The organism is Rhodococcus koreensis (genome assembly GCF_017068375.1).
Taxonomy (GTDB): domain Bacteria; phylum Actinomycetota; class Actinomycetes; order Mycobacteriales; family Mycobacteriaceae; genus Rhodococcus_F; species Rhodococcus_F koreensis.
Genome location: NZ_CP070609.1, coordinates 4741549 through 4765869, shown reverse-complemented (window position 1 = coordinate 4765869; position 24321 = coordinate 4741549). Strand labels below are relative to the sequence as shown.

General features: G+C 68.8%; 27 protein-coding genes. 8 read left to right on the top strand and 19 right to left on the bottom strand.

Translation table 11 applies throughout. The annotated features are described in order from the left end of the window. Positions 1-2: 2 nt before the first annotated feature. The 17 genes from JWS14_RS21845 to JWS14_RS21765 all read right to left on the bottom strand — a co-directional run bounded on the left by JWS14_RS21845 (position 3) and on the right by JWS14_RS21765 (position 15350). On the bottom strand, positions 3-620 hold the full coding sequence (locus JWS14_RS21845; protein WP_206014344.1) for a TetR/AcrR family transcriptional regulator: 618 nt from the start codon (positions 618-620) through the stop codon (positions 3-5). Positions 621-710: 90 nt separating this feature from the next. Then, a complete protein-coding gene (locus JWS14_RS21840) occupies positions 711-1742 on the bottom strand; it encodes an aromatic ring-hydroxylating oxygenase subunit alpha (RefSeq protein ID WP_072949159.1) in 1032 nt (343 codons plus the stop codon). A gap of 2 nt (positions 1743-1744) precedes the next feature. Beyond that, entirely contained in the window at positions 1745-1957 is a 213-nt protein-coding gene (locus tag JWS14_RS21835; protein WP_072949161.1) for a recombinase-like helix-turn-helix domain-containing protein, read from the bottom strand. Positions 1958-1969: 12 nt separating this feature from the next. Next, positions 1970-2929, bottom strand: a complete 960-nt coding sequence (locus tag JWS14_RS21830) for a PDR/VanB family oxidoreductase (protein ID WP_206014343.1) — start codon at positions 2927-2929, stop codon at positions 1970-1972. 103 nt (positions 2930-3032) lie between these two features. After that, on the bottom strand, positions 3033-3767 hold the full coding sequence (locus tag JWS14_RS21825) for an oxygen-binding di-iron domain-containing protein (protein ID WP_072949163.1): 735 nt from the start codon (positions 3765-3767) through the stop codon (positions 3033-3035). Between the two features lie 12 nt (positions 3768-3779). Further along, positions 3780-3920, bottom strand: a complete 141-nt coding sequence (locus tag JWS14_RS21820) for a hypothetical protein (RefSeq protein ID WP_167372184.1) — start codon at positions 3918-3920, stop codon at positions 3780-3782. Between the two features lie 8 nt (positions 3921-3928). Then, positions 3929-5047, bottom strand: a complete 1119-nt coding sequence (locus JWS14_RS21815; protein ID WP_206014342.1) for an FAD-dependent monooxygenase — start codon at positions 5045-5047, stop codon at positions 3929-3931. Continuing rightward, complete coding sequence (locus JWS14_RS21810) at positions 5044-6693, bottom strand: thiamine pyrophosphate-binding protein (protein ID WP_206014341.1); 1650 nt, start codon at positions 6691-6693, stop codon at positions 5044-5046. Before JWS14_RS21810 ends, JWS14_RS21815 begins: the two co-directional genes overlap by 4 nt. Beyond that, positions 6686-7468, bottom strand: a complete 783-nt coding sequence (locus tag JWS14_RS21805) for an SDR family oxidoreductase (RefSeq protein ID WP_206014340.1) — start codon at positions 7466-7468, stop codon at positions 6686-6688. Before JWS14_RS21805 ends, JWS14_RS21810 begins: the two co-directional genes overlap by 8 nt. Positions 7469-7484: 16 nt before the next feature. Then, on the bottom strand, positions 7485-8234 hold the full coding sequence (locus tag JWS14_RS21800) for a 3-oxoacyl-ACP reductase family protein (protein WP_072949169.1): 750 nt from the start codon (positions 8232-8234) through the stop codon (positions 7485-7487). A gap of 2 nt (positions 8235-8236) precedes the next feature. Beyond that, positions 8237-8743 carry a cupin domain-containing protein gene (locus JWS14_RS21795; RefSeq protein ID WP_072949171.1) on the bottom strand — a complete coding sequence of 169 codons (507 nt, stop codon included), beginning with the start codon at positions 8741-8743 and terminating at the stop codon, positions 8237-8239. Between the two features lie 14 nt (positions 8744-8757). Further along, the gene (locus JWS14_RS21790; RefSeq protein ID WP_072949173.1) at positions 8758-9540 is read right to left on the bottom strand and encodes an alpha/beta fold hydrolase; all 783 of its coding nucleotides are present in this window, start codon (positions 9538-9540) and stop codon (positions 8758-8760) included. After that, positions 9537-10466, bottom strand: a complete 930-nt coding sequence (locus JWS14_RS21785; protein ID WP_206014339.1) for a VOC family protein — start codon at positions 10464-10466, stop codon at positions 9537-9539. Before JWS14_RS21785 ends, JWS14_RS21790 begins: the two co-directional genes overlap by 4 nt. A gap of 119 nt (positions 10467-10585) precedes the next feature. Then, the gene (locus JWS14_RS21780; protein WP_072949177.1) at positions 10586-12094 is read right to left on the bottom strand and encodes an aldehyde dehydrogenase; all 1509 of its coding nucleotides are present in this window, start codon (positions 12092-12094) and stop codon (positions 10586-10588) included. Continuing rightward, positions 12091-13473 carry an MFS transporter gene (locus JWS14_RS21775; protein WP_072949179.1) on the bottom strand — a complete coding sequence of 461 codons (1383 nt, stop codon included), beginning with the start codon at positions 13471-13473 and terminating at the stop codon, positions 12091-12093. Before JWS14_RS21775 ends, JWS14_RS21780 begins: the two co-directional genes overlap by 4 nt. A gap of 129 nt (positions 13474-13602) precedes the next feature. Further along, on the bottom strand, positions 13603-14313 hold the full coding sequence (locus JWS14_RS21770; protein ID WP_072949180.1) for an ABC transporter ATP-binding protein: 711 nt from the start codon (positions 14311-14313) through the stop codon (positions 13603-13605). Continuing rightward, positions 14310-15350, bottom strand: a complete 1041-nt coding sequence (locus JWS14_RS21765; protein WP_095862785.1) for an ABC transporter permease — start codon at positions 15348-15350, stop codon at positions 14310-14312. The genes JWS14_RS21770 and JWS14_RS21765 overlap by 4 nt, the downstream gene beginning before the upstream one ends. Positions 15351-15509: 159 nt before the next feature. Here JWS14_RS21765 and JWS14_RS21760 point away from each other — a divergent pair, with 159 nt between their 5' ends. From JWS14_RS21760 to JWS14_RS21725, 8 genes are all read left to right on the top strand, one after another. After that, positions 15510-16700: a sensor histidine kinase gene (locus JWS14_RS21760; protein WP_072949184.1), complete on the top strand. Its 1191-nt coding sequence runs from the start codon at positions 15510-15512 to the stop codon at positions 16698-16700. Next, positions 16697-17320, top strand: a complete 624-nt coding sequence (locus tag JWS14_RS21755) for a response regulator (RefSeq protein ID WP_206014338.1) — start codon at positions 16697-16699, stop codon at positions 17318-17320. Before JWS14_RS21760 ends, JWS14_RS21755 begins: the two co-directional genes overlap by 4 nt. A gap of 55 nt (positions 17321-17375) precedes the next feature. Continuing rightward, on the top strand, positions 17376-18860 hold the full coding sequence (locus JWS14_RS21750) for an adenylate/guanylate cyclase domain-containing protein (RefSeq protein WP_206014337.1): 1485 nt from the start codon (positions 17376-17378) through the stop codon (positions 18858-18860). Between the two features lie 101 nt (positions 18861-18961). Then, the gene (locus tag JWS14_RS21745) at positions 18962-20131 is read left to right on the top strand and encodes an LLM class flavin-dependent oxidoreductase (protein WP_072949192.1); all 1170 of its coding nucleotides are present in this window, start codon (positions 18962-18964) and stop codon (positions 20129-20131) included. Between the two features lie 4 nt (positions 20132-20135). After that, a complete protein-coding gene (locus JWS14_RS21740; protein ID WP_206014336.1) occupies positions 20136-20561 on the top strand; it encodes an SRPBCC family protein in 426 nt (141 codons plus the stop codon). A gap of 63 nt (positions 20562-20624) precedes the next feature. Beyond that, entirely contained in the window at positions 20625-21155 is a 531-nt protein-coding gene (locus JWS14_RS21735) for a flavin reductase family protein (protein ID WP_072949196.1), read from the top strand. Next, a complete protein-coding gene (locus JWS14_RS21730) occupies positions 21152-21784 on the top strand; it encodes a GTP cyclohydrolase II (protein WP_072949198.1) in 633 nt (210 codons plus the stop codon). Before JWS14_RS21735 ends, JWS14_RS21730 begins: the two co-directional genes overlap by 4 nt. 16 nt (positions 21785-21800) lie before the next feature. After that, complete coding sequence (locus JWS14_RS21725; RefSeq protein WP_072949200.1) at positions 21801-22145, top strand: hypothetical protein; 345 nt, start codon at positions 21801-21803, stop codon at positions 22143-22145. Here the strand turns inward: JWS14_RS21725 and JWS14_RS21720 are convergent. Together JWS14_RS21720 and JWS14_RS21715 are read right to left on the bottom strand one after the other, a co-directional pair. Beyond that, complete coding sequence (locus JWS14_RS21720) at positions 22135-22902, bottom strand: helix-turn-helix transcriptional regulator (protein WP_206014335.1); 768 nt, start codon at positions 22900-22902, stop codon at positions 22135-22137. The genes JWS14_RS21725 and JWS14_RS21720 overlap by 11 nt on opposite strands. A 65-nt stretch (positions 22903-22967) precedes the next feature. After that, positions 22968-24317, bottom strand: coding sequence for an MFS transporter (locus JWS14_RS21715; RefSeq protein WP_206014334.1), 1350 nt, complete (start codon positions 24315-24317; stop codon positions 22968-22970). Between the last annotated feature and the right edge of the window lie 4 nt (positions 24318-24321).

Genomic DNA, 24321 nt, shown 5'->3' with positions numbered 1-24321 from the left:
ACTCAGCTGGCCGTGCGGGCGGTCAGATCGGCGACCTCACCGAATCCGATGAATCGTTCGGAGGCCGCCGTCATCTCCACGATGAAGCGTCGCTGCTCGTCCGGCGACGCACCGATCAGGCGCGCCGCACCCGTCCACTGCGCCTCGGCCAGTTTGCGGGCGAGTTGGGCGGGTTCGGCGCACGGCGTCGCGATCCCGGCCTCGTTGAGCCGTTCGATGAACCGGATGTACCGGCCGAGAATCCGGTTGTGTGCCGCCTCGAGTTGTTCGCCGATCACGGGGTCGACGGCCGCGCGGTCCTCGACCATCGTGAACAGGCGGCCGCTGCTGTAGACGGTCTCGATGAACGCCGCGGTGGCGGCGCGCAGGACGATGCGGGGGTCCGCGTCCGGCGGGACCGGGATGCGCTGAGCCTCGACGAACGTGTCGAACACTTCGGCTGCGACGGCACGGAAGGCGTCGTCGCGGGACGCGAACCGGGCGCGGAATTCGGCCTCGGACACTCCGGCAGCAGCGGCGATGACCGCCTCGGTGGTGCGCTCGTACCCCAGTTCGGCGAAGCACCGCCCCGCCGCTTCGACCAGCGCGAGCCGACCCCGATCGTCACCGTTCGTAAGCACCGCTCGCGCCTCCTCGCACCCGGCCGGCGCCCACGTGTCGGCCGTCACACATTCTTAGTTGACATTTCACTCGAGTCAACCCGCGCGACCCTACGCCTCCTGAAGCGCCTTCGCCTGAGCCTCGGCCTGCGCCCGGTAGAGCCTGCGGAGCCGGATGACGCCGAGGTCGTGCTGGTACAGGTTCTCCGCCTGGTCCGCGTCGAATGCCATCGCCTCGAGCATGGTGCGGTCCTGCTCGAGCACCACCCAGTGCCGTTCTTCGAGCTTGGTGCGGTACAGGAACCGCCAGACGTCGCGCTCCCAGCCCTCGACGCGGCGGTAGCGCCAGAAGAACACCGCGGTGGTCTCGGCGTCGATCGGAGTTCCCATGCCGACGATGCCGAACGACCCGCCCGGGCCCGCGGTCGGCGGGTACGGGATCTCGAGGTCCACCCAGTCGATGCCTGTCCGGCAGAATTCGACCCAGTCGAAGTTCACGCCGCGCTGGTCGGTCTTCTCGAAGAAGAATCCGCGGTCGGTTTCGCGGATCCGGAACTTCGCGGACGTCTCCCCGCCGAACATCGAGTGGGATTCGCGGTGCAGGAACGCCCCGTGCATCGGGTCGAGCAGGTTCTCCAGCGTGAACCGCCACGGCGCCTTCCACTCCGCGTAGCAGAGGAAGTGCGAGATGCCGTCGTCGGTGAGGCGCTCGGGCAGTTCGAGGGGTGCGGGTTCGGCGTCGGGGTCGGTGCCGAACCAGGCGAGCACGGCGCCGGCCACTTCCCGCACGGGGAGGCTGGTCACCAGCCGCTTGCCTTCGAGGTTGCAGCCGGGCATCCCGGGGACGGAGACGACGGTGCCGCCGCCGTCCACCTGCACACCGTGGTACTGGCAGGCGACGCGGTCGCCGAGGTGCTGCCCCTGCGACAGCGGAGCGCCGCGGTGCGGGCAGCGGTCGGCGAGCATGCGGAGGGTGCCGTCGGACTGACGGAACAGCAGCCAGTCCTCGCCGAGGCGGCGGATCTTCTTCATGTCTCCGCGCGCGACGAAGTCGGACGGGCACACCGCGTGCCACTGGTCGCGCATCCCGGTCGCGAAGATCTCGTCGCCGGTCAGTGCCGCCTTGTGCAGTCGGTTCACCATGGTCAGGCCCCCATCCGTCGGATCTCGTCCGTGAAAGTGTCGGTGGTCCAGGCGTCGCCGCCGGGACTGTGGATTCCGAGGGCGTTCAGGCCCTTCACCAGGCCTTCGAGGTGGTGCACCCCGGTGCCGAAGACCTCTTCGATCGCACCGGCCAGTTTCCGTTCGTACGGGGTGGGCGCCGCGCCGGACTGGCGTGGTTGCAGATACAGGCTCATGGTTCTTCCCTTCTAGAGATCCAGCACGAGCTCATCGGAGCGGGCGCGGGAAACGCAGATCATGATGGTGGTGCCGGACTCCTGCTCGGAACTGGAGAGCAGGGAGTCGCGGTGGTCGGGGGTGCCGGCGAGGACGCGGGTTTCGCAGGTCCCGCAGATGCCTTCACGGCAGGAGTTGGGGACGTCGACGCCGGATTCCTCGAGGGTGTCGAGGATGGTCCGGTCGGGTGCGACGGTGGCGGAGATGCCGGATCGTTCGCAGATCACGCGGACGGGACGGTCGCCGGCGAGGGTGTCGGCGGGGATCTCCTTGGCCTTGAACCGTTCGAGCCGGATCGCGCCGTCCGGCCAGGAGCCGGCATACCCCTCGACCGCGCCGAGCAGTCCCTCGGGGCCACATGCGTAGACGAGGGTCTCCGCGCGGGCGGTGCCGAGGATGCCGTCGAGGTCGAGGATGCCGTCGGCCTCCTCGGTGACGACGTGGACGCGGTCGCCGTACGGGGACAGCTCGTCGAGGAACGCCATCGACGAGCGGGCGCGGCCGCCGTAGTGCAGTTCCCATTCGGCACCCATGCGTTCGGCCTCGCCGATCATCGCGAGGATCGGCGTGATGCCGATGCCGCCGGCGATGAACACATAGCGCGGCGACGGCAGGAGTTCGAAGTTGTTGCGAGGTGCGCTCACCGACAGGCTGTCGCCGGGCCGCAGCGTCTCGTGGACGTGCCGGGAGCCGCCTCGGCCGGTCACCTCGTGGAGGATCGCGACGCGGTACCCGGTCTTGTCGTCGGGGTCTCCGCAGAGGGAGTACTGACGGATCGTCCCGCGGTTCAGGTGCAGGTCCAGGTGGGCGCCCGGCGTCCACCGGTCGACCGTGCCGCCGTCCTGCCGTTCGAGGCGGAGCGAGACGACGCCCGAGGACTCGACCCGCATCTGACGCACCATCATGGGGACGGTGTCTGCGTCTGTTGTCATCGCTCACTCCCAAGCTCGACCCGAAGGCATAGTTCCTTAGTGCTCAATAATTTAGCACTAAGATGTATTCTGCGCCACAGTCGAGGGGAAATTTCCGGGTCGGCTATTCGGCTTCGCGGTACCGCGCGGCCTCGGCCGCCATCCGCTCCTCGTACGCCTGCGCGAGATCCTGCAGACTCCGCACACAGTCACCGGTGAACACCGGCGCGTGCATCGGCGCCAGCAGCAGCGGTTCCAGATCGGCGAGCCCCCGGATCGTGGGCCCGAGCGCCGGCGTCAGGCACGTCGCGCTCCCCATGTCCTCGGCCGCGATGGCCGGGCCGACGATCTCTTCCTCGGTGGTCGTGGGGTGATGGCCGAACGCGGTGAACAGGTCGCCGCAGAACAGCGTCTGCGTCGTCTCCTCGAAGATCAGCCCGGCGTCCCACCCGTGCGGCACGTGCGGGGTATCGAGGTGACGGACTCGCCTGCTGCCCGTCTCCAGCACGTCGCCGTGTTGCAGGGGACGCGGCGCGCGATCGGCCAGGTCGTTGACCTGCACGAAGCAGCCCATCGCCCCGTGCGCGACCTCCGCGTTCGGCGCGGCCGCCAGCCACGAGTTCATCGCGCCGCACTCGTCGGCCTCGACGTGGCCGAACGTGATCCACCGCAGCCTGTCGAGGGGAATCAGCCGGCCGACCGCCTCGGACACGACCGGGAACAGCGCACGCTGACCGGCGTGGAACAGCAGCGGTTCCTCACCGTCGACGACGAACTGGTTCATGATCAGGTTCGGCTCGTCCAGATACGTGGACAGCCGGTAGATGTCGGGAGCGATCTCGGTAATCGTGGTGTCCATCCCTGGCTCCGATCACGTCGCGGTGTCGTGAGATCCAGCCTTCTCGGGACCGCGGCGGCGCGCAAGATCACGCGGGTACGGCGGCGATGCCTCGACATAGACGTCGACGCCACCGGACAACCCGTAGGTGTCCGGCGGCGTCGCGCCGATCATGCGTCCGTTCAGGCCGAGGCCAATTCCAACGGCACCTGCCAGGCGTCGTATTCGTAGACCCAGTCGCCGTTGCCCGCGACCTTCAGCCACTCGTTGGACCGGGAGCCCCGCTGGATGCGGGAGGTCCGCTGCAGTCGCGTGTCCTGGTAGGTCTGCAGGGCGACCGCGGGGTCGTCGAACAGACTCAGGCAGCGGGACAGGACGACGGCGTCTTCGATCGCCATGCCTGCGCCCTGCGCCATGAACGGCATCATCGGGTGCGCGGCGTCGCCGAGGAGCACGGAGCGGCCGTCGGTCCACGATGCCAGCGGGTCCCGAACGTAGAGAGCCGATTTCAGGACGTCGTCGCACGCGTCGAGCAGCGCCCGCGCCTCGGGGTGGAAGTCGCGGTACAGCTCCCGCAGTTCGGCGACGGAACCGGGTGTGGTCCACGATTCCTCGGTCCACTCCTCCTGGCCGCAGGTGGCGAAGACGAAGATGTCCTTGCCCTGGTTGAGGGGGAACGTCACGATCTGCGTCGCACTGTCAGGGCCCCACCACTTGGTGAAGCAGTCGAGGTTCGGCAGGTTGCCGACGCGTTCGGTGGGGACGACGGCGCGGAACGCCACGACTCCCGTGAATGTCGGCTGTTCCCGTCCGAGGAGCGCGGTCCGGACCGCGGAGTGGATGCCGTCGGCACCGACGATCACGTCCGCGGAAACCGCACTGCCGTCGGTGAACTCGATGCGCCCGTCCGCGACGCCGGCGACCCGGCGGCCCATTTCGACGGACCCCGACGGCAGCCGGTTCTCGAGCGCGGTCATCAGGTCGCCGCGGTGCATGGTCAACTGCGGTGCGCCGTACTGCTGTTCCGCGCTGTCGCCCATCGGCAGCCGGGACGTCTCGGCTCCCGTGTCCCACGTGCGGCTGATCCGGAACTGCGGCCGGGCGGCGGAGTCGCGGATCGCCGGCCCGACACCGAGACCGTCGAGCGCCCGGACCGCGTTGGGGGTGAGGTTGATGTCGGCGCCGACGCGGGCGAACTGCCTCGTCTGCTCGTAGACCGTGACGTCGAGGCCGAACTTGCGGAGGGCGATGGCCGTGGCGAGTCCGCCGATGCCGCCGCCGCAGACGGCGACCGTGGTCACTGTGCACCCTTTCCTGGCACCGTCACGGGCGGCGTGAACGGTGCCGGCATGTCGCCGTAGGCGGCGAGGTCGACCTCGACGATCACGGGGGCCTGCCGGGACACGGCGTCAGCGAGCACGCTGTGCGCCTCGGCCGCGCCGCCGATCCGCAGGTAGGGCACGCCGATCGACTGTGCCAGCAACGGGAAGTCGGGGGTGACGAGATCGACGGCGTACGTGTCTTCGCCGCCGCCCTGCTGCATGTTTCGCAGCACACCGTACCCGCCGTCGTTGAACACGAGCAGCACCAGCCACGGCTTCTCCTGCGCCATGGTGAGGATCTCGCCGAAGTGGACGGCCAGGCCGCCGTCGCCGACCAGCGCCAGGGTGGGGCGGGTCTCGTCGGCCAGTGCGGAACCGATGGCCATGCCCAGGCCCTGCCCGATGCCGCCGCCGCGGGGGAAGACGTTGGACCTGGGGTCGAACATCGGCAGCAGCCGGTTACCCCAGGAACTCGACGCGATGGTGACGTCGCGGGCGATCACGGAGTCCTTCGGGAACGCGGCGCGGACGGCGTCGCACAGCACGGCGTGGTCGCCGAGTCCGGCGCGCTGCCGGGTGCGGACCAGTTCCCTTGTCGCCCGGCCACGCTCGGTCCACGACGCGTCGACCGGGGCCAGTTCGGACAGCGACCGCAGGAACGTCGCGACGTCGGCGGTCACCCCGGCCTGCGCCGGGTAGACCCGTCCGATCGCGGCGGCGTCGAGGTCGACCTGCACGTGCACGGCGGGGACGGGCATCGAGTAGTCGCCGGTCTCATTGGACCGGAAGTGGGTGCCCAGCGACAGCAGCAGGTCGGCGTCGGCGAGGAGTTCGCGCCCAGCCGGGGTGTTGCCGTAGTTGCCGATGCACAGCGGGTGGTCCTCCGGCACGGCGCCGCGCCCGGAGTTGCTGGTGAGCAACGGGACTCCCCACTGCTCCACCAGTGCGGTCAGCTCGGCACCGGCCGTGGCGACGCCGCCGCCCGCCCAGATCACCGGGCGTTCCGCCGACCGCAGCAGCGCGAAGGCGACGGCCAAGTCGTCGACGTCCGGCGTGCGCAGCGGTTCGACGACCGGCTCGACCACGTCGATGACGTGCTCCGCGTACTGCAGGTCGATGGGCCATTCGATGCTCGACGGCCCGCCGGGCGCGGCGAGTGCGGCGGCGATGCCTTCCCGCAACACCTTTCCGGCGCTGTCCGTGTCGAGGATGGTGGCGGCGTGCTTCGACGTCGCCGTCAGCATCCCCAGCTGATCCTTTGTCTCGTGGATGAACCCGCGACCCGATCCCAGGTACCGGCTCTCGACGTTGCCCGTCACGTGCAGCACCGACGTTCCGGCGCTGAGCGATTCGATCAGCGACCCGGCCGCGTTACCGGCGCCCGTCCCGGTGCTCGTGAGCGCACAGCCCAGTCCCCCGGTCGCCCGGGCGTATCCGTCGGCGGCGCTGACCGCGGTGGCCTCGTGCCGGACCGGCACGAACCGCAGGTGCTTGGCGACCGCCTGCACGAGGGGCTGGTTGTGCACGCTCACGATGCCGAAGACGGTGTCGACACCGGCTTCGCGCAGCACCTGGACGAGCAGGTCGCCCCCGTTTCCTACCGACATGGTGTTCCTCTCAGACATAGCGCGCGACGCCTCCGCAGACGTCGAGGCTGGTGCCCGTCACGTAGGACGAGCGGGGGGACAGCAGGGTCACGATCATGGCGGCCACCTCGTCGGCGCGGCCGAACCGGCCGAGGCCGATCCCGCGGTCCTGGGCGATCTCCGCCTCCCATTCGGCGAAGGTGGCCTCGGTGCCGGATTCCTCGTAGCGGCGGCGCCACTGACCGGTGTCGACCAGGCCGAGCGACACCGAGTTGACGCGGATGCCGTCGGCCGCGAGTTCCAGCGACAGCGACTTGCTGAGGTTCAGCAGCCCGGCCCGGGCGGCGCTGGTGGTGACCAGCCGCGGCTCGGGCTGGCGCGCGAGGACCGCCGAGATGTTGACGATGGACGCGGCGTCGGACTTGCGCAGCGCCGGCAGGGCCGCCTCGACGGTGTTGAGGACGCTGGAGAACTTGAGGTCGAGTTCGTCGCGCCAGTCGTCGAGCGTCGCCTCGCCGCGCGGGACCATGCGGGACTTGCCTGCGTTGTTGACCAGACCGTCGAGGCCGCCGAATCGGGCGACACCGGCGTCAACCAGTGCGGCGACCGCGGCCGGATCCCGGACGTCGCAGGACGCGGTCAGGACGCGGTCGCTGCCGGGCAGCGGCGCGATCACGGAGTCGAGCCGGTCGCGGTCGCGCGCGCAGGTGACGACGTTGGCATCCTCCTCGAGCAGCATCGCGACGGTGGCGAGCCCGACTCCCGAGCTTCCGCCGGTCACCAGGTGGGTGCGGTCTTTCAGTTGCAGGTCCACGACGTGGTCCCCTTCTCTAGTGCAGGACGAATCCGCCGTTGACGACGAGTTGCTGGCCGGTGATGTACGACGCCTCGGGTCCCATCAGGAACGCGACGGCGCCGACGAGATCCGACGGCTGCTGCGGCCGTTCGAGCGCGCGATTGAGGCGGTACAGCTCGTGCCGGTGCTCCGGAACCTTCTGCGCCGATTCGCTTTCGGTCAGACCGGGCGAGACGGTGTTGACGGTGATGCCGTGCGGGCCGAGGTCGCGGGACATGGCGCGGGTCAGCGCGGCCACCCCGCCCTTGGATGCGATGTAGTGCGCGAGTCGCGGCGAACCGTACAGGGCGGCGTCGGAGCCGATGGTGACGACTCGTCCGCCTCCGTTCCCGATGATGGAGGGAACGATCGCCCTGCTCACGAGGAACGTGCCGCGCAGATTCACGCCCAGCACACGGTCCCACTCGTCGATGTCGAGTTCGTGAATCGGTTTGCCGCCCACGCCGTCCGCGAGGGCCGCGTTGTTGACGAGGCCGTACAGCGGGCCACCCGAGGTGACGGTGGCCGCCATCGCGTCGACGGACTCCGCATCGCGGAGATCGACCCGCACGAACTGCGCCTTGACGCCGTCCGCGCGCAGGCTTTCCGCCGCGGCCTCGCCCCAGTCCTCGCGGATGTCGGCGAGCCACAGGGTGGCGCCGTCCTCGCCGAGCCGGCGGGCCAGGGCGAGGCCGAGACCCCGCCCCGCCCCGGTGACGAGGATGCTGCGGCCGTCGAGACTCACGGTCAGTCCCGCGTGACGCCGTGCATGGCCGACGTCTCGGGGTACGTCGGGATCTGCGGCTTCTGCGCGCCGATGATGACGCAGAACAGGGCGTCCTTGTCGCCGTTGTTCTTCAGGCTGCGGGGCACGCCGGCCGGGACGACGATCATGTCGCGGTAGCCGAGGGTGCGCTTCTCCACCTGGCCGTCGCGGTGGACGCCGACCTCCACCTCGCCCTCGAGGACGAAGAAGGCTTCCTCGGCGTCGTGGTGGGTGTGCTCCGGGCCCTCGGCGCCGGGGGGAAGCAGCATGTTGGAGAACGTGAATCCGCGCGATCCGATGGTGCGGTTGTCGTTCTCGTGGTTGCCGGTCGCGCCGGAGCCGACGTAGCGGATCTGCGCGCGCTTGAACTGGTCGCCGGCCTTGGCCTGGAAGCCCAGGGTGTCCCAGTCCTCGTGGCGGGAGCCACGGGTGAGGATCAGCGAGTCGGTGAATTCCTTCAGATCGGCGGTGCCGTATTCGAGTGTCATGTCGTGCTCCTTCTCTAGAGGTGGTTGCGTAGGCGTTCGGTGATGTGGATGAAGGATTCGACCCAGGCGTCGAAGGCGTCCGGCCGCTCCTGGTTCGCGAGGTGTCCGGCACCGCGGATGGTGACGAACACGGCGCCCGGAATTCCGCCTGCGAGAACCTGACTCGCGGGAACACCGGTCACCCCGTCCTCGTCGCCACTGAGGACGAGTGTCGGGACGTCGATCTTCGGCAGATCGGCCGTGTGATCGGCGGCCGCCATCGACTCCGCGGCGTACCCGTAGCCGGGCAGCCGGATCGACGACGCCATGATCGCCGTGGCCTTCGCGGTCAGTTCGTCGTCGGCGGTCCCGGACAGTAGCCGCGGGGCCCGTTCGGCGGCAAAGGCTTCCGCACCCTGCTGCTCGAGGGTCGCGGCCCGGGCACGCATCCGGTCGGCGGCTTCGCCGTCCGCTCCCGAGCCGACGGTGGAACTGCCGAGCAGCAGACTCCGCACGAGCCCGGGGTGGCGCAGCGCCAGCCGGGTGGCGATCACGCCGCCCCACGACATTCCGAGGACGTGCGCCCCCGCGTCCCCGCAGCGGTCGCGGATCACGTCGGCGGCGGCGTCGGCGTAGTCGTCGAGGTCGAACGGACGGCCGGGGTCTTCACTGCGGCCGTAGCCGGGAGCGTCCCAGGCCAGCAGTCGCAGCGACCCCGCGAGTTCGTCGAACTGCGGCGCGAAACTGTCCGCGCTGCCGCCAATCCCGTGCAGCATCAGCAGCGCGGGACCGGAGCCGGATTCGACGACGTGCGTCACGACGCCCGCCCGAGGTCGAACCGCTCGAACGCCCCGGGGTCGGGGACGCCGGCCATGTGGTCGCGGACCTGCGTGGACGGCGGGCCCGCGGTGCCCCACAGGTCGGAGAGCTCCGGAACCCGGCGCCACACCTTGCACAGCCACCGGTCCTCGTCGACCTGCGCGATGCCGGACGTGTACTCGCACACCAGCCCCGCCGGGTCGGCGAAGTAGGAGAACGTGTTGTCCCCGGGACCGTGCTTGCCCGGACCCCACAGCGGCACGGTGCCGTGGTGCCGCAACCGGCCGATGCCGCGCATGAAGTGGTCCACGGTGGGCATCTCGTAGGCGACGTGGTTCACCGACGTCCACTCGGCCTGGTTGAACGCGATGCTGTGATGGTCGGTGTTGCAACGCAGGAACGCCATCTGGTGCTCGGACCAGTCGGAGACCCGCATGCCCAGGATGTCGCAGTAGAACTTCACCGCGGCGTCGATGTCGACGGTGTTGAGGACGACGTGCGTGACACCCACGGGGACGGCGTCGTCGCGGCCGAGCCTGGGGACCGCGAGCGCGTCGGCGAGCAGTTCGACGACGCGCCCCTCGGGGTCGACGAGGCTCACGCCGTAGCCGCCACCGAGGTCGTCGACCGGCCCCGGGCCGCTGACGATCGGGACACCGCGCAGTTCGAGCCTGCGGGCGGCCTCGTCGACCTCGGCGGGTGTGGCGACGGCGAACGTGATGCGGCCGAGTCCGTTCCGTTCGGCCTGCGTGAGTTGCAGCGCGTGGTGGTGCTCACCGGTCCCCCGCAGCCAGGCACCGTTCGTGCCCTGTTCGACCACGCGCAGTCCCCACACCTCCGAGTAGAAATCGGTGGATTCGAGGCTGGCCTGTGTGCGCAGTTCGACGGAGCGCAGGCACCGCAGCCGGGCTATGGGTTGGTTCATCGCAAGCCTCCAGTTGCTTAGGTCTCAATATCTTAGCGCTAAAGTAATAGGTCGTACAGAGGTGGCGGGAATTTCTTTCCGGACGACCTACTACATCAATTTGCCCACGAGCGGGTCGCTCAATTTGCCCAGGGGTTGGGTTCCTCGTCGAGGCCCCAGTAGATGCTCTTCTGCCTCGAGTAGGCGGCGATGCCACTGCGGCCCTTCTCCACCCCGAGTCCGCTTTCCTTGACGCCGCCGAACGGCGTGGAGATGCTGAACTGCTTGTAGGTGTTGATCCACACGGTGCCGGCCTGGAGTCGGCGGGCGAGTTTCCAGGCGCGGCGGTAGTCGCCGGTCCAGATTCCGGATGCCAGGCCGAACACCGAATCATTGGCCTGCGCAACGAGGTCCGCTTCGCCGTCGAACGGCAGGACCACCAGGACGGGTCCGAAGATCTCCTCCTGACAGGTGCGCGAATTGTTGGGCAGCCCGTCGATGATCGTCGGCAGGTAGTACGCGCCGTCGCGCAGTCGCTCGTCGTCGGGGATCGCCCCGCCGCACAGCACTCGGCCGCCTTCTTCGCGAGCGAGGTCCACGTAGGCGGCGACGCTGTCGCGGTGCTTGCGGTGGACCATCGGCCCGACCTGGGTGTCGGGGTCGCGGCCGGGTCCGAGGCGGAGCCGGGTCGTCTTGGCCACCAGTTTCTCGACGAACTTTTCGTAGATGCGGCGGTCGACGAACAGGCGGGATCCGGCGATGCAGCTCTGCCCGGTGGACGAGAAGATTCCGTACATCACGCCGTTGACGGCGGCGTCGAGGTCGGCGTCGTCGAGGACGATCGTCGGCGACTTGCCGCCGAGTTCCAGCGACACGGGCATCAGTTTGTCGGCTGCCGCGTGCGCGATGGAGCGTCCGGTGTTGGTGCCGCCGGTGAACGTCACCTTCCCGACGCCGGGGTGGGTGACGATGGCGTCGCCGACCACCGAGCCCTTGCCGGGGAGCACCGACAGCAGCCCGGCAGGCAGTTGTGTTTGGTCGATCAGCCGCGCCAGTTCGAGGGACACCAGCGGCGTCCACTCGGCGGGTTTGAGGACGACGGCGTTGCCGGCCGCCAGGGCGGGGGCGATCTTCTGCGCGTCGCTGGCCACCGGCGAGTTCCACGGCGCGATGGCGCCGACCACGCCGATGGGTTCGAGAACGCTCATCGTGAGGAAGTTGCCGCGCGGGGCGGTGAGGTCGTCGTCGGCGGTTTCGAGGACGGCGGCGAAGTAGCGGAACGTGCCCGCCGCGCTGCCGACGAGTGCCGTGGTCTCGGCGACCGTCTTGCCGGTGTTGTAGCTCTGCAGCAGTGCCAGCCGGGACGTGTTCGCCTCGATGGCGTCGGCGATGCGGTGCAGGTACTTGGCCCGCTGGTGCGGGAGCAGCGCGCGCCACGCCGGGTCGTCGGCGGCGGCGCGGCCCTTCCGAACCGCCTCGTCGGCGTCGTCGGCGGTGGCCTGGTGGATCACCTGGAGGGTGTCGCCGTTCGATGGGTCCGTGACCGCGAAGGCGGGGCCGCTCGCCTGCCGCCACTGCCCGGCGACGAGGATCCGGTCGGCGACCGGGACGAACGGCAGTGTCTGTGGTGCGGTGTCGAGGATGGTCACTGGGAGATCTCCTCGAGGGTCTTTTCGCGGGTTTCGACGGCGAAGAAGCCGACCACGAGGGCACCGATCAGCGCGACCGCGGAGAACATTCCGAAGACGACGGTGAGCGTGCCGCCCCCGTCCAGGATGGCGCCGACGGCGAGGGGGCCGACGATGATGCCGAGGCGTCCGCTCGCTCCGCCGATCGCGCAGCCGATGGCGCGCATCCGGGTGGGGTACAGCTCTGCGGTGTAGACGTAGAGCGCCATGTTGACGGCGAAGACGAACAGGGCGGATCCGGCCGACCAGAACAGGACCTTCGTCGCGGTGTCGGCGCCGGTGGCGGCGAGCAGGAAGAGCAGCGACGAGCACAGGACCATCGACGCGGTGATGCAGATGCGGCGTCCGAGGTTGTCGATGAGGAACGCGACGAGGATGCAGCCGAGCAGACCGGCGACGCTGGTGACGATGCTGTAGTGCAGGGCGGTGTCGACGCTGACATTGAATGCGGACCGGTAGAGCGTCGGCAGCCAGGACGCGATGCCGTAGTTGACGAAGTAGGCGCAGCCCCAGATCGCGGCGAGCATCAGCGTGCGGCGCAGGTAGACGCCCCGGAACGCCTCCGCGAAGGTTCCGCGGCGCACGTCGACGGTGACGGAAGGCAACGGCTGCGGAGCCGGGAGCGTCTTGCCGTACTTCTCGGTGATCTCGTTCTCGATGCGGGTCATGGCGTTGTGCGCGTCTTCGTGGCGGCCGCGGGACGCGAGCCAGCGCGGCGACTCGGGAAGCTTCCACAACATCGGCAGCAGCAGGACGGGCAGCGCACCGAGCGCGAAGAGGATCTTGTAGCCGTAGTTCGGGACCACCCACGCCGACACGATCGCCGACATCACGAGTCCGACGGGGAAGATCACCTCGTAGAGCAGCACGAATCGTCCACGCTTGTGGGCTTTGGTGATCTCGCCGATGTAGCTCGCCGCCACCGGGACCTCGGCGCCGAGGCCGATGCCCTGCACGAATCGGAAGATGAGGAAGAGCTCCAGGGAGTCGGTGAACGCCATGCCCAGGCTCATTACCGCATAGAGCGCGAGCGAGAAGATGATGACGTTGAGCCGGCCGACGCGGTCGGCGAACCAGCCGCCGGCGAGCGCGCCGACGAGCATGCCGATGCCGCCGATGGCGATTACCCAGGCGATGTCGCCGGGGGTCAGGCCCCACTTGGGAATGAGGACGGGGAGCGAGTACGCGATCATCAACTGGTCGAAGCCGTCGAAGAACGTGACGGCGCCGACGATGACGCGGGCCTTGATGTGCCACCTGCTCATCGGCAGGCGTTCGAGTCGGGCGCTGATCATCTCAGCTGTGGCAGCCATGGCGGGCGATACCGTCGTCATGAGCATCCTCAGGGTCGGGTCGAGGCATTTACTTAAGCCCTCAAAGGCTTACCGCTAAGATGTAATCTCACGCACATGAGAAACGTCAACCCTTGACTTTGAAAGAAACATATTGTTCACACCTGTGAGTACTTGTTAACCGCCCGTGGTTAACAAGTACTCACAGGTGAGTGAGCCGTCGACCACGCGGTGGACTGCATCCATTCTGCACAGGTGCGTGCGGTCGTGTGTCACCAGCAGCGTCGCGACCTCGCGTTCTCGCACGACACCGAGGATCAGATCCATGATCGCGGCGCCCCGTTCCTGGTCGAGCGCGCTGGTCGGCTCGTCGACGACCAGCAGCGACGGATCGTTCATCAGCGCCCGGGCGAGGTTGACCCGCTGCCGCTGCCCACCCGACAACTGCGCCGGCCGTTTTCCGGCGTGATCTGCGAGGCCGACGGCGTCGAGCAGATCGCGAGCCTTCGCGCGCCCCGCCCGCCGCGGCACGAACCACCGCTGCCCGAGATGCGCCATCGCCTCGAGTTGTTCGAGGGCCGTCAGCGACGACACCAGGTTGGACTGCTGGAACACGATGCCGATCCGGTCGCGGCGCAGCGTGGACGCCTCGCGCCGGCTGAGCGCGGTGAGTTCGGTGTCGCCCAACCGGACGGAGCCAGAGTCGGGCCGGATCAGTGTCGACGCCACCGCGAGGAGCGTCGACTTTCCGGAACCGGACGGACCGGTGATCGCGGCGATCTCACCCCGGCCGAGGGTCAGCGACACGGAGTCGAGGGCGGTGACGCGTCCGGCGCCGTCCGGGTAGGTGAGGGTGACGTCGTCGAGGGTGAGGGCGGGTGTGGTCATCGTGTGCTCCCGAGTGCGGTGAGGGGGTCGGTGGTGAAGAGGAAGCGGAGCGCGAAGGCGGCGCCGAGGAGGCCGAGCCCGACGAGTGCGGTGGCGGGCAGGAGAGTGGTGGAGATGTCCAGCACGAACGGCACCGCGTCGCCGATCATCGCCCCGGCGACGGCCGCCATCCCGACACCGGCACCCACGCCGGCGAGCAGAACGACGAGCGCCTGCCCGAGCGCGTCCCGCACGAGCGACCCGGTGGACGCTCCGAGCGCCTTCAGCGTCGCGACGTCGGGGGTGCGCTGGAGTGTCCAGACCGTGAAGAACGCGCCGATGACCAGCGCGGAGATCGCGAACAGCATCACCGTCATCAACGTCAGCGACCCGTTCTCGGAGGTGTAGGAGCCGACGGCGGAGAAGGAGTCGGCCACGGTTCGGGAGGTCGTCCCCGCGAGGGAGTTCGTGGCGTCGTCCCCGCCAGACACCGCGAGCACCGTCGCCGCGCCCCCGCGCGGGTTCGCGTGCTGCCAGTCGGCGAGCGTCATCCACACGGCCGGGCTGTGGCCGTACCAGTCGTCGCCGCGGACCGCGGCGACGGTGAACGCCTGGCCGGCGATCGTCACCGTGTCGCCGGCGGATACCCCGAGCGACCGCGCCGCGCCGTCCCCGACGATCACGGTTCCCGGCGCGGACGGTGCGCGGTCGCCCACACCGCCGTCCGCGCCCACGAGCGCCACCCCCTTCGTCGCACCTCCAGCTGCCGACGCCGAGCCTCGTCCCACCCCGATCGGGTGCACCGAGTCGGCACTCCGCCGCCAGACGGCCACCTGCTCGGACGTCAGCGCGGACTCGTCGAACGACGGACCGTCGTCGGAGGCCGCGAAGACCACCGACTGGGCGTCGATACGTTCCACGACGGACACGTTCTGGTGGCGCAATCCGGCCGTGAGACCGCTGAGAAACGTGACGAGCAGCGCAATCAGCACCACGACGACGGATATCAGCGCGAAGCGACCACGCGCGGCACGCAGGTCTCTCGATGCGACGAACACAGATGGTCCTCTCCAGATCACGACCGGCGCCGCAGTCGATGTGGGCCGGGGCGGCGCTCACGGCCTCCGAACTCACCGTGCCCCCGGCACGGCACGGTTCCATCGCACGTGGGATGGAATTCTCGGCGGTCGAAGGTCGGGTGCGGGTTCCGACTTTCGATGGATGCCGGGTGCGCTCACGTCGATAAGCTGGACGGGGTGCACCGCTCCCCTCTCACTCCCGTGTTCGCGGGACTCCAACTCGGGCTGCATGCGCTGACCGCGGCGCTCACTGCAGTCGTGATCTTGCGTGCCGTCCTACTGGACGCGCCGAACGCGCCGGCGATCGTGGTGCTGTCGGTGGCGTTTCTCGCGGTGTACGCGGCGGGGGCGACGCGACGTCTGCGCGGGGGGTGGTGGCTCGCAGCGCTGACGGCACTGTGGGTGGCCCTGATGGTCCTCGCCCCCGACGCCGCCTATCTCGCGTTCGGACTGTTCTTCCTTTATCTGCATCTGCTGCCGCGACGATGGGGAGTCCTGGCGGTCGCGGCCGCGACCGTCGTGGCGGTGGCAGGCACCGGAATGCACCGCGGCTGGAGCGTCGCGGGTGTCGTCGGTCCGGTGATCGGCGCGTGCGTCGCGGTGGCGATCGGCCTCGGCTACCGGGCGTTGTACCGGGAGGCCGTCGAACGCGATCGCCTCATCGACGAATTGACCCGGACCCGAGCCGAACTCGCCGAGCAGGAACGTGCCGCCGGTTCCCTGGCCGAGCGTGAGCGGCTCGCACGCGAGATCCACGACACCGTCGCGCAGGATCTGTCGAGCATTCAGATGCTGCTCCACGCCGTGGAACGCGCGGACCCCGGCCACCCCGCCCGGGACCGTATCCGGTTGGCGCGGGAGACCGCCGCCGACAGCCTCGCCGAAACCCGTCAGCTCATCGGCGATCTCACACCCGCCGTCCTCGACGGGCAGTCGCTCGCGGACGCGCTCGCGCGGATCTGCACGCAGGCGAGGAGTGACACCTTCGACACGATTGCCGTCGTCGTGGGGGATCCGGTGCGGTTGCCGATGCCCGTCGAGGCGGCGTTGGTGCGGATCGCGCAGGGTGCGGTGTCGAACGTGGTCCGGCACGCGCAGTCGTCCCGGATGGCGGTCACTCTCACCTACTACGAGGATGCGGTCCGGTTGGACGTCGTCGACGACGGCATCGGCTTCGATGTCGCACTTCTCGACCGTGAACCGTCGAAAGCGTTCGGGCTGAATTCGATTCGCCGTCGCGTCGAGCTGCTCGACGGGTCGATGTCGGTGGAGTCGGAACCGGGACTGACCGCGGTCGCGGTGTCGTTCCCGCTCGAGGCCGGCGCATGATCCGACTGCTGCTCGCCGACGACCACGCGATCGTGCGCGCGGGCCTGCGCGCCCTGCTCGAGCACGAGGACGACATCGAGGTGGTCGGCGAGGCGGCCACCGCCGACGCCGCCGTGGCCTTGTGCGCGACGACCCCGGTCGACCTCGTCCTCATGGACCTCCGGTTCGGCGCCGGCACGTCGGGGGTGGACGCCACCCGGAACCTGCGGTGCCTGCCGAATCCGCCGCACGTGCTGGTCGTCACGAACTACGACACGGATGCGGACATCCTCGACGCGATCGCCGCCGGCGCCGCCGGGTATCTCCTGAAGGACACTCCCCCGCCCGAACTCCTCGCCGCTGTCCGGGCCGCGTCGGCCGGCGACAGCGTGCTCTCCCCGGCCGTGGCGTCGAAACTGATGACGCGCGTCCGCCGACCGGCCACCAGCCTCAGCCCGCGGGAGATCCAGGTGCTGACGTTGGTGGCCGCGGGGCGATCCAATCGGGAGATCGGGAAGGAACTGTTTCTCTCCGAGACGACCGTGAAGTCCCATCTCGTTCACATCTTCGGCAAACTCGGCGTCAAGTCTCGGACCTCCGCAATCGCCCGCGCCCGCGAGCTCGGCACCATCCCCAGGTGAGCGGCAAAGCGTCCGGACGCACACTTTGCCGCTCACATGCGTTTACGCTGGGAAAATGGACCCACCGGTCGTCCAGTACATCCAGCGGGACGGACACGCGCTGGCGTATCAGGTGGTGGGCGGCGGCGCGCTGGACGTCGTGTGGCTGTTCGAGATCAACATGCACCTCGACCTGATGTGGACCGACCCGCAGATCCACTACCTCATGGAACGCGGCAGCACGTTCGCCCGCACCGCGTATTTCCAGCAGCGGGGGCTGGGACTGTCCGAACCGGTTGACCACCTGCCGACACTCGAGGAGCAGGCCGACGACATCGTCGCGGTGATGGACGAGATCGGGATGCGTGAGGCAATGCTGGTGGGTGTGGCCAGCGCAAGCGGTGCCGTGGCACTCGTGGCGGCGCGGTCGCCGGAGCGGGTCACCGGGGTGGTGCTGATCCAGCCGTTCGCCGAGCGGCTGATCGGCGGCGACCACGATCCGGACGGCTGGACGGCCACCGAGCGGGACCAGTTCGTCTCCGCATGGCGCGCGGCCACGGAGTCGTGGGGGTCGGGCGCGACCGTGCCGCTGTGGGATCCCCTCGAGGATTCCCCGTTCAACCGGCGGCTGATGGCGATGCTCGAGCGAAACTCCGCGGCACCGGCCGTCGCGCGCGCCCACATGGAGTGGATCTTCCGCCTCGACTACTCGGACATTCTGCCGTCGATCCAGTGCCCGGCCCGGGTTGTGCTCGTCTCCGGTAGTCCCGTCCCCGCGACGGCCTCCCAGTACGTCGCCACCCATATTCCCGGCGGCACCTTCCATCTGCTGCCGCCTGCGCCGTCCGGCGCGTCGCTCGGTGAGGCGTGGAAGCCGATCATCGATCACGTCGAGCAAGTCGCGACCGGCGGGCACCCGACACCGGACGCCGGACAGTTCGTCGCGTCCGTGCTGTTCACCGATGTCGTCGGGTCGACGGAGATGCTCGCCCGGATCGGCGACGCCGCCTACCGCGACCTGCGCGCCACCCACGAACGGCAGGTCCGCGACGCGGTGGAGAACGCGGGCGGACGTCTCCTCAACGTGGCGGGCGACGGCACGTTCAGTATCTTCGACGGCCCCGCCGCGGCGGTCCGGTGCGCGCGGGGCGTCGTCGACGACGCCTGCACCCTCGGCCTCGAGGTGCGGGCCGGCGTCCACACCGGACAGGTGGAGCGGAACGGACCCGACGTCAGCGGGATGACCGTCCACGTCGGCGCGCGCATCGGTTCCGCGGCCGGAGCCGGGGAGGTGCTGGTGTCGCGGACCGTGCGCGACCTCGTGGTGGGGTCGGGACTGCGGTTCGCCGCTGTCGGTGAACGCGAACTCAAGGGCGTGCCGGGCCGATGGCCCTTGTACTCCCTCACCGACGCCGACCACGCGCCCCGGACCGTCCCGCGACTCACACCGAAGCTGAGCATGATCGACCAGGCCATCCTGCGGACCGCGAAGCGGGCACCGCAGGCACTGCGCGCACTCGTCGGCCTGGCCTATGCGAGGCAGCGCAAGCTGTCCCGCTGATCCGGTGCTCGGCGCGAAGTGTCTCCTTTAGAGGACTACACGCGATGTACTCGCGGCCATAGCGTTTCACTCACTGTTGCCCCCGTCACACAGGAGTGATCATGAGCAGGCTGAAGTTCGGAACGTTTCTGGCGCCGATCCACACACCGGGTCAGAATCCGACGCTGTTGTTGCAGCGCGACCTGGAGTTGGTTCAGTTGCTCGAGAGGCTGGGCTACGACGAGGCCTGGTTCGGGGAACATCATTCGGCGGGCTCCGAAATCTACGCGTCCCCGGAAATCATGATCGCCGCCGCCGGCGAACGGACCAGCCGCATCAAGCTGGGAACGGGGGTGACGTCGGTGTCGTACCACAATCCGCTGTGGGCGGCGGAGCGGATGGTGATGCTCGACCACCTGACCCACGGTCGCGTCCTGTTCGGCCTCGGTCCCGGGTCCCTGCCGACCGATGCGGCGATGCTCGGTCTGTCGCAGATCGACACCCGCGAATTGCTCGCGGAGAACACCGACATCATCATGCGCCTGCTGCGGGGTGAGACGGTGAGCGCGAAAACGCGGACCCATACGCTCGTCGACGCGTGCATTCAGATGGCGCCGTACTCCTCTCCCCTCTTCGACGTGGTCGTCGCCGCGATCGCCTCCCCGACGGGAGCGCGACTGGCCGGCCACCACGGAATCGGGCTGCTGTCGATCGCCGCGACACTGACCGCCGACGGATTCAGTGCTCTGCAACATCATTGGGGAATGCTCGAGGAATTCGCGACGCTCGCGGGCCGGAGCGAGGACGTCGATCGCTCGAAGTGGCGGCTGGTGGGTCCCTTCCACATCGCCGAAACGCGGGAGCAGGCCTACCGCGATGTCGAGCACGGCATCGAACACTGGTTCAAGTACCTGCAGCACGTTGCCGCGTTCCCGCAGATGGCGGTCGAGGGCGAGAACAAGCGCGAGATGATCGACTTCATCAACAACTCCGGCATCGGCGTCATCGGCACCGCGGAGGAGGCCCGCGCACAGGTCCAGCGTCTCGTCGATCAGTCGGGCGGCTTCGGCACTCTGCTTCTGCAGGGTCATGATTGGGCCAACCCGCAGGCCACCGCGCGATCGTACGAGCTGTTCGCCCAGGACGTCATGCCGTTCTTCCAGGGCCAGGCGCAGCCGCTGCTCGACGCGGACGAGCGTGCCCGCCGGGTGCGGGAGGGGCAGGCGGACGAACACAGGAAGGCCGTCGCGCACATGACGAAGAAGTACGAGGCCGAGCTGGGACGGGTGTAGGGCGATGGCCGAGATCAGCATTCAGAAGCAGTTCCCCGTCGGTGCCGACACGATCTGGGACCGCGTCGGCGACCCGGGAACCATCGCCGAATGGATTCCGTCAGTCGCGGCCGCCCGGATGGAGCAGGGGATCCGCCACATCGTCTTCGCCGACGGTCAGCCCGCCCGTGAGCGGATCGCCGAGCACAGTGACAGCGAACGCCGGTACACCTACGAGTACATCGACGGCCCATTGCCGTTGACGCACTACCGGCCCACCATCTCCGTGCTCGGCACGTCGTCGGAGTCCTGCACCGTGGAGTGGGCCGCGACGTTCGCCGCGGACTCGGCGGAGGTCGAGTCGGAGTTGGCGACGGCGATCGAATCGATCTATCGCGCTGCGCTCGACGAGTTGTCGATCCTCGTCTCGAATCCGTCCGTCCGCGGATAGACCTTGTTCGGAGTCCGCTTCCGTCCGGCGGACTCCGAACATTCAGCACCGAAGAAGGTACCGATGCGAACCCCCACCTCACCGCACATCACCGCCACCACCCCCGAAGACATCGCGGACGCCTACCGCACCGTCCTCGGAAAATTCTGCACCGGCGTCGTCGCCGTCACCGCACTCGACGACACCGGCAACCCCGTCGGACTGACCGTCGGCTCCTTCAGCTCCGTCTCCCTCGACCCCGCCCTCGTCGCCTTCTTCGTCGGCCGGCATTCCACCACCTTCCCCAAGGTCGCCGCCTCCGGCCGCTTCTGCGCCAACATCCTCGCCGCCGACCAACACGAACTCGGCCGCGCCTTCGCCCGCAGCGGCACCGACAAATTCCACGGAATCGACTGGACCCCCGCCACCACCGGTTCTCCCCGCCTCACCGGCGCGCACGCCTGGGTCGACTGCCACATCGACCTCGTCCAAGCTGTCGGCGACCACGACCTCGTCGTCGGCCGTGTCGTCGAACTCGGCGCCACCGACACCCCCGACCCGCTGCTGTTCTACACGTCCACGTTCCACCAGCTCACCCCCGCGAGCCCGGCATGACTGCGGTCGAACCTATTCCCTGCGTCGTCCGCTGCGCCGACGCCGTCGTCCCCACCGATCACGGCGCGTTCACCGCGATCGCCTACCGCTCGGCCACCGGGATCGAGCACCTGGCCATAGTGTTCGGCGATCCGACCGTCGGCACCGCGCTGACCCGCGTCCACAGCGAGTGCCTCACCGGCGACGTCCTCGGATCGCGGCGCTGCGACTGCGGCCCGCAACTGTCCGCCGCGCTGGAGCGTATCGCCGACGCCGGCGCCGGGGTGCTGCTGTACCTGCGGGGGCACGAAGGCCGCGGCATCGGGCTGGCCGCGAAGATCGCCGCGTACCAACTCCAGGACCGGTTGGGCCTCGACACCGTCGACGCCAACCTGCAACTCGGGTTGCCCGTCGACGCCCGCGACTACGCCGATGCCGCGGCCATTCTCCGCGACCTGCGCGTCGACCGCATCGATCTGCTCAGCAACAACCCGGCCAAGACCGCCGGGCTTGCCGCGGCCGGCATCACCGTCGCGGGCACCACGCCGCTCGAGATCGCGCCGAACGATCACAACACCCGGTATCTCGCATCGAAGCGGGATCGGCTCGGCCACAACCTCACCCACGCACATCTCGTCACCCGCCACTGACACGTCAGGAGAAACCATGGAACGCGTCCCGCTGAGTCACGTATTCGAGAAGCTGTCGGTGATGCATTCCACCCCGCACTGGGCGGAGGCATTCGACGACCTCACCGAGGTCCTCGGCCCCGCTGCGTTCAGCGACGGGCGTGCGTGGGCGAAGTTCACGACCCTGTGCCTGTCCGACGAGACGGACGTGCCGCCCTGGTGCCTGATGGGGAAGACGCACGACGTCACCGCGGCCGCGACGCTCGCACGGGACGCGGGATGGGATGTGGGCGAACCGACCGTCGGCGATCACGAGTGCCGTGTGATGCTTCGGTCACCCCACGGGCTGACCGTCATCGCCTATTCGCCGCTCACACCGTAGGTCCTCGCCGGAGTACGCACGCGGTCAGTGACGCCCGGTTCTTCAGACCGGTGGACTCGAAGATTCGGCTCACATACTTCTTGACGGTGAATTCGGACAGCGAGAGCACTCCGGCGATCTCGTTGTTGCTCAAACCGTCGCTCACCAATTCGGCCACCTGCATCTGGCGCGGGGTCAAACTGCTCAGTTGGTCGACGGTTCCGTCGTCCCCCGCCAGCCGTATCGACCTGCTCTGGGCGCGGAGTTGGCGAGCAAGAAACTGCACTGCCAGAGTCTCACCCGCATCCCAGCTCCGTTCCCGATCGAACATGCCCACCAGAGCTTCGCCGTCGGCGAGCCGGAGGTGCAGCGCCGACGCCGTTCCCATCCCGTGTGGGTGCAGGTAGTCCTCGACGTAGGAGCGTTGCGGCGCGGGCAGCGCATGCAGGTGGTCCAGGGAAATGAACCCGGTATCGGTCAGCGAGCGGCGCGCCTCGGGGAGCGCGAAGATGTCCTTGTCGCGCCAGCGGGCGTGATACTCGTGCAGCAGCGGGGAGGCGGCACCCGTCAGCAGCGGAGCGGGGTCGGCGAAGATGTCGGCAAATGTCGGTCCGAAGAAGAACGTGACGTCGCGGACCCGGAACACCGTCGCAATGGATTCCACGACGGTCCGCTTGTAGTCGGCGGGGTCGTCGACGTCGCAGCACGATTCGAGGACCTCGAGGATGCCGTGCATCTGCGAGCGGGACAGCACGTCCCTCCAGGATCCGGTACCCATGTTCGCCTCCGATCCCCAGGTGAGTGGCAAAGCGTGCCCGACCACACTTTGCCACTCACGTCACCTCAGGCTGCGACGGTGGACCGGCGGGCAGCCGACTGCTGGACGTCCGGCGACGAGTACTTCCGCACGATCGCGACGAGGCAGAGCAGCCCGACGATTCCGGCGCCGGCGAGGAAGGCCCCGACCCGCCACGCGTTGGAGGCGTCGCCGTTGATGAGCAGCACCATGACCATCGGGGAGAAGCCACCGATGATGGCGGAGATCTGATAGCCGAGGGACGCTCCGGAGAATCGGATCTCGGGCGGGAACAGTTCCGCGAACAGCGTTCCCTGCGTTCCGGTCTGGAACGACATGACGATCACGGCGCCGAAGACGGCCAGCGCGAACGGCCACAGTTCGCCCTGGCTCGAGTGTCCGATCATCAGCCACATCGGAATTCCCCACAGCAGCATCCCGGCGGTGCCGATGCCGAAGATCAGCTTCCGGCCGTAGAGGTCGGAGAGGTATCCGGCCAACGGGACCAGCGGAATCATCAGGACGCAGGCGGCGAGGATGAACCCGAGGACGGTGGATCGTTCGATCCCGAGGTACGTGGTGGCGAACTGCACGGAGCCGGTGATCATCGTGTAGAAGAAGATGACGCCGATGGCGTTCGCTCCGGCTGCGGTGAGGACGGTGCCGGGGTTCTTGCGCAGCACCTGCAGGATCGGCGACTTTCGTGCCGCCGGCGCCTCGGCCAGCTTCTTCGACAGCTCCTGGAACTCGGGTGTCTCCTCCAGGTAGCGGTGGATCAGGAACGCGACCGGGAGCATCACGAGGCTGATCCAGAACGGGATGCGCCACGCCCAGGCGAGGAACGACTCGGAGTCGAATGCCGCTGTGATGGCGAGGAAGACGACGTTTCCGAGGACGACGCCGATGGGCACGCCGAGTTGCGCGAAGCTGCCGTAGAACCCGCGACGTCCCGCGGGGGCGTTTTCGGTGGCGAGGAGGACGGCGCCGCCCCATTGCGCCCCGACAGCGAGGCCCTGGCAGATCCGCAGGGTCACGAGAATCGTGGGCGCGAGCCAGACGAGCTGGGTGTTCGGCACGAGACCGATCAGTGAGGTGGCGACGGCCATCATCACGATGGCGGCGACGAGAACGGGTTTGCGGCCCACCTTGTCGCCGAAGTGGCCGGCGAGCACACCGCCGATGGGCCGGGCGATGAACCCGACCGCCACGGTGGCGAATGAATTGAGGGCGGCGACGACCTGACTGTCGGTCGCGAAGAAAGTGGTGTTGAAGACGAGTGCGGCCGCGGTGGCGTAGATGAAGAAGTCGTACCACTCGAGCGACGTCGAGATGGCGGCGGCGAAGGACGCGCGGGCCGCGCGCGGCTTCGGCGGGACCGCATGCGAGGCGGTGGGCATGGGG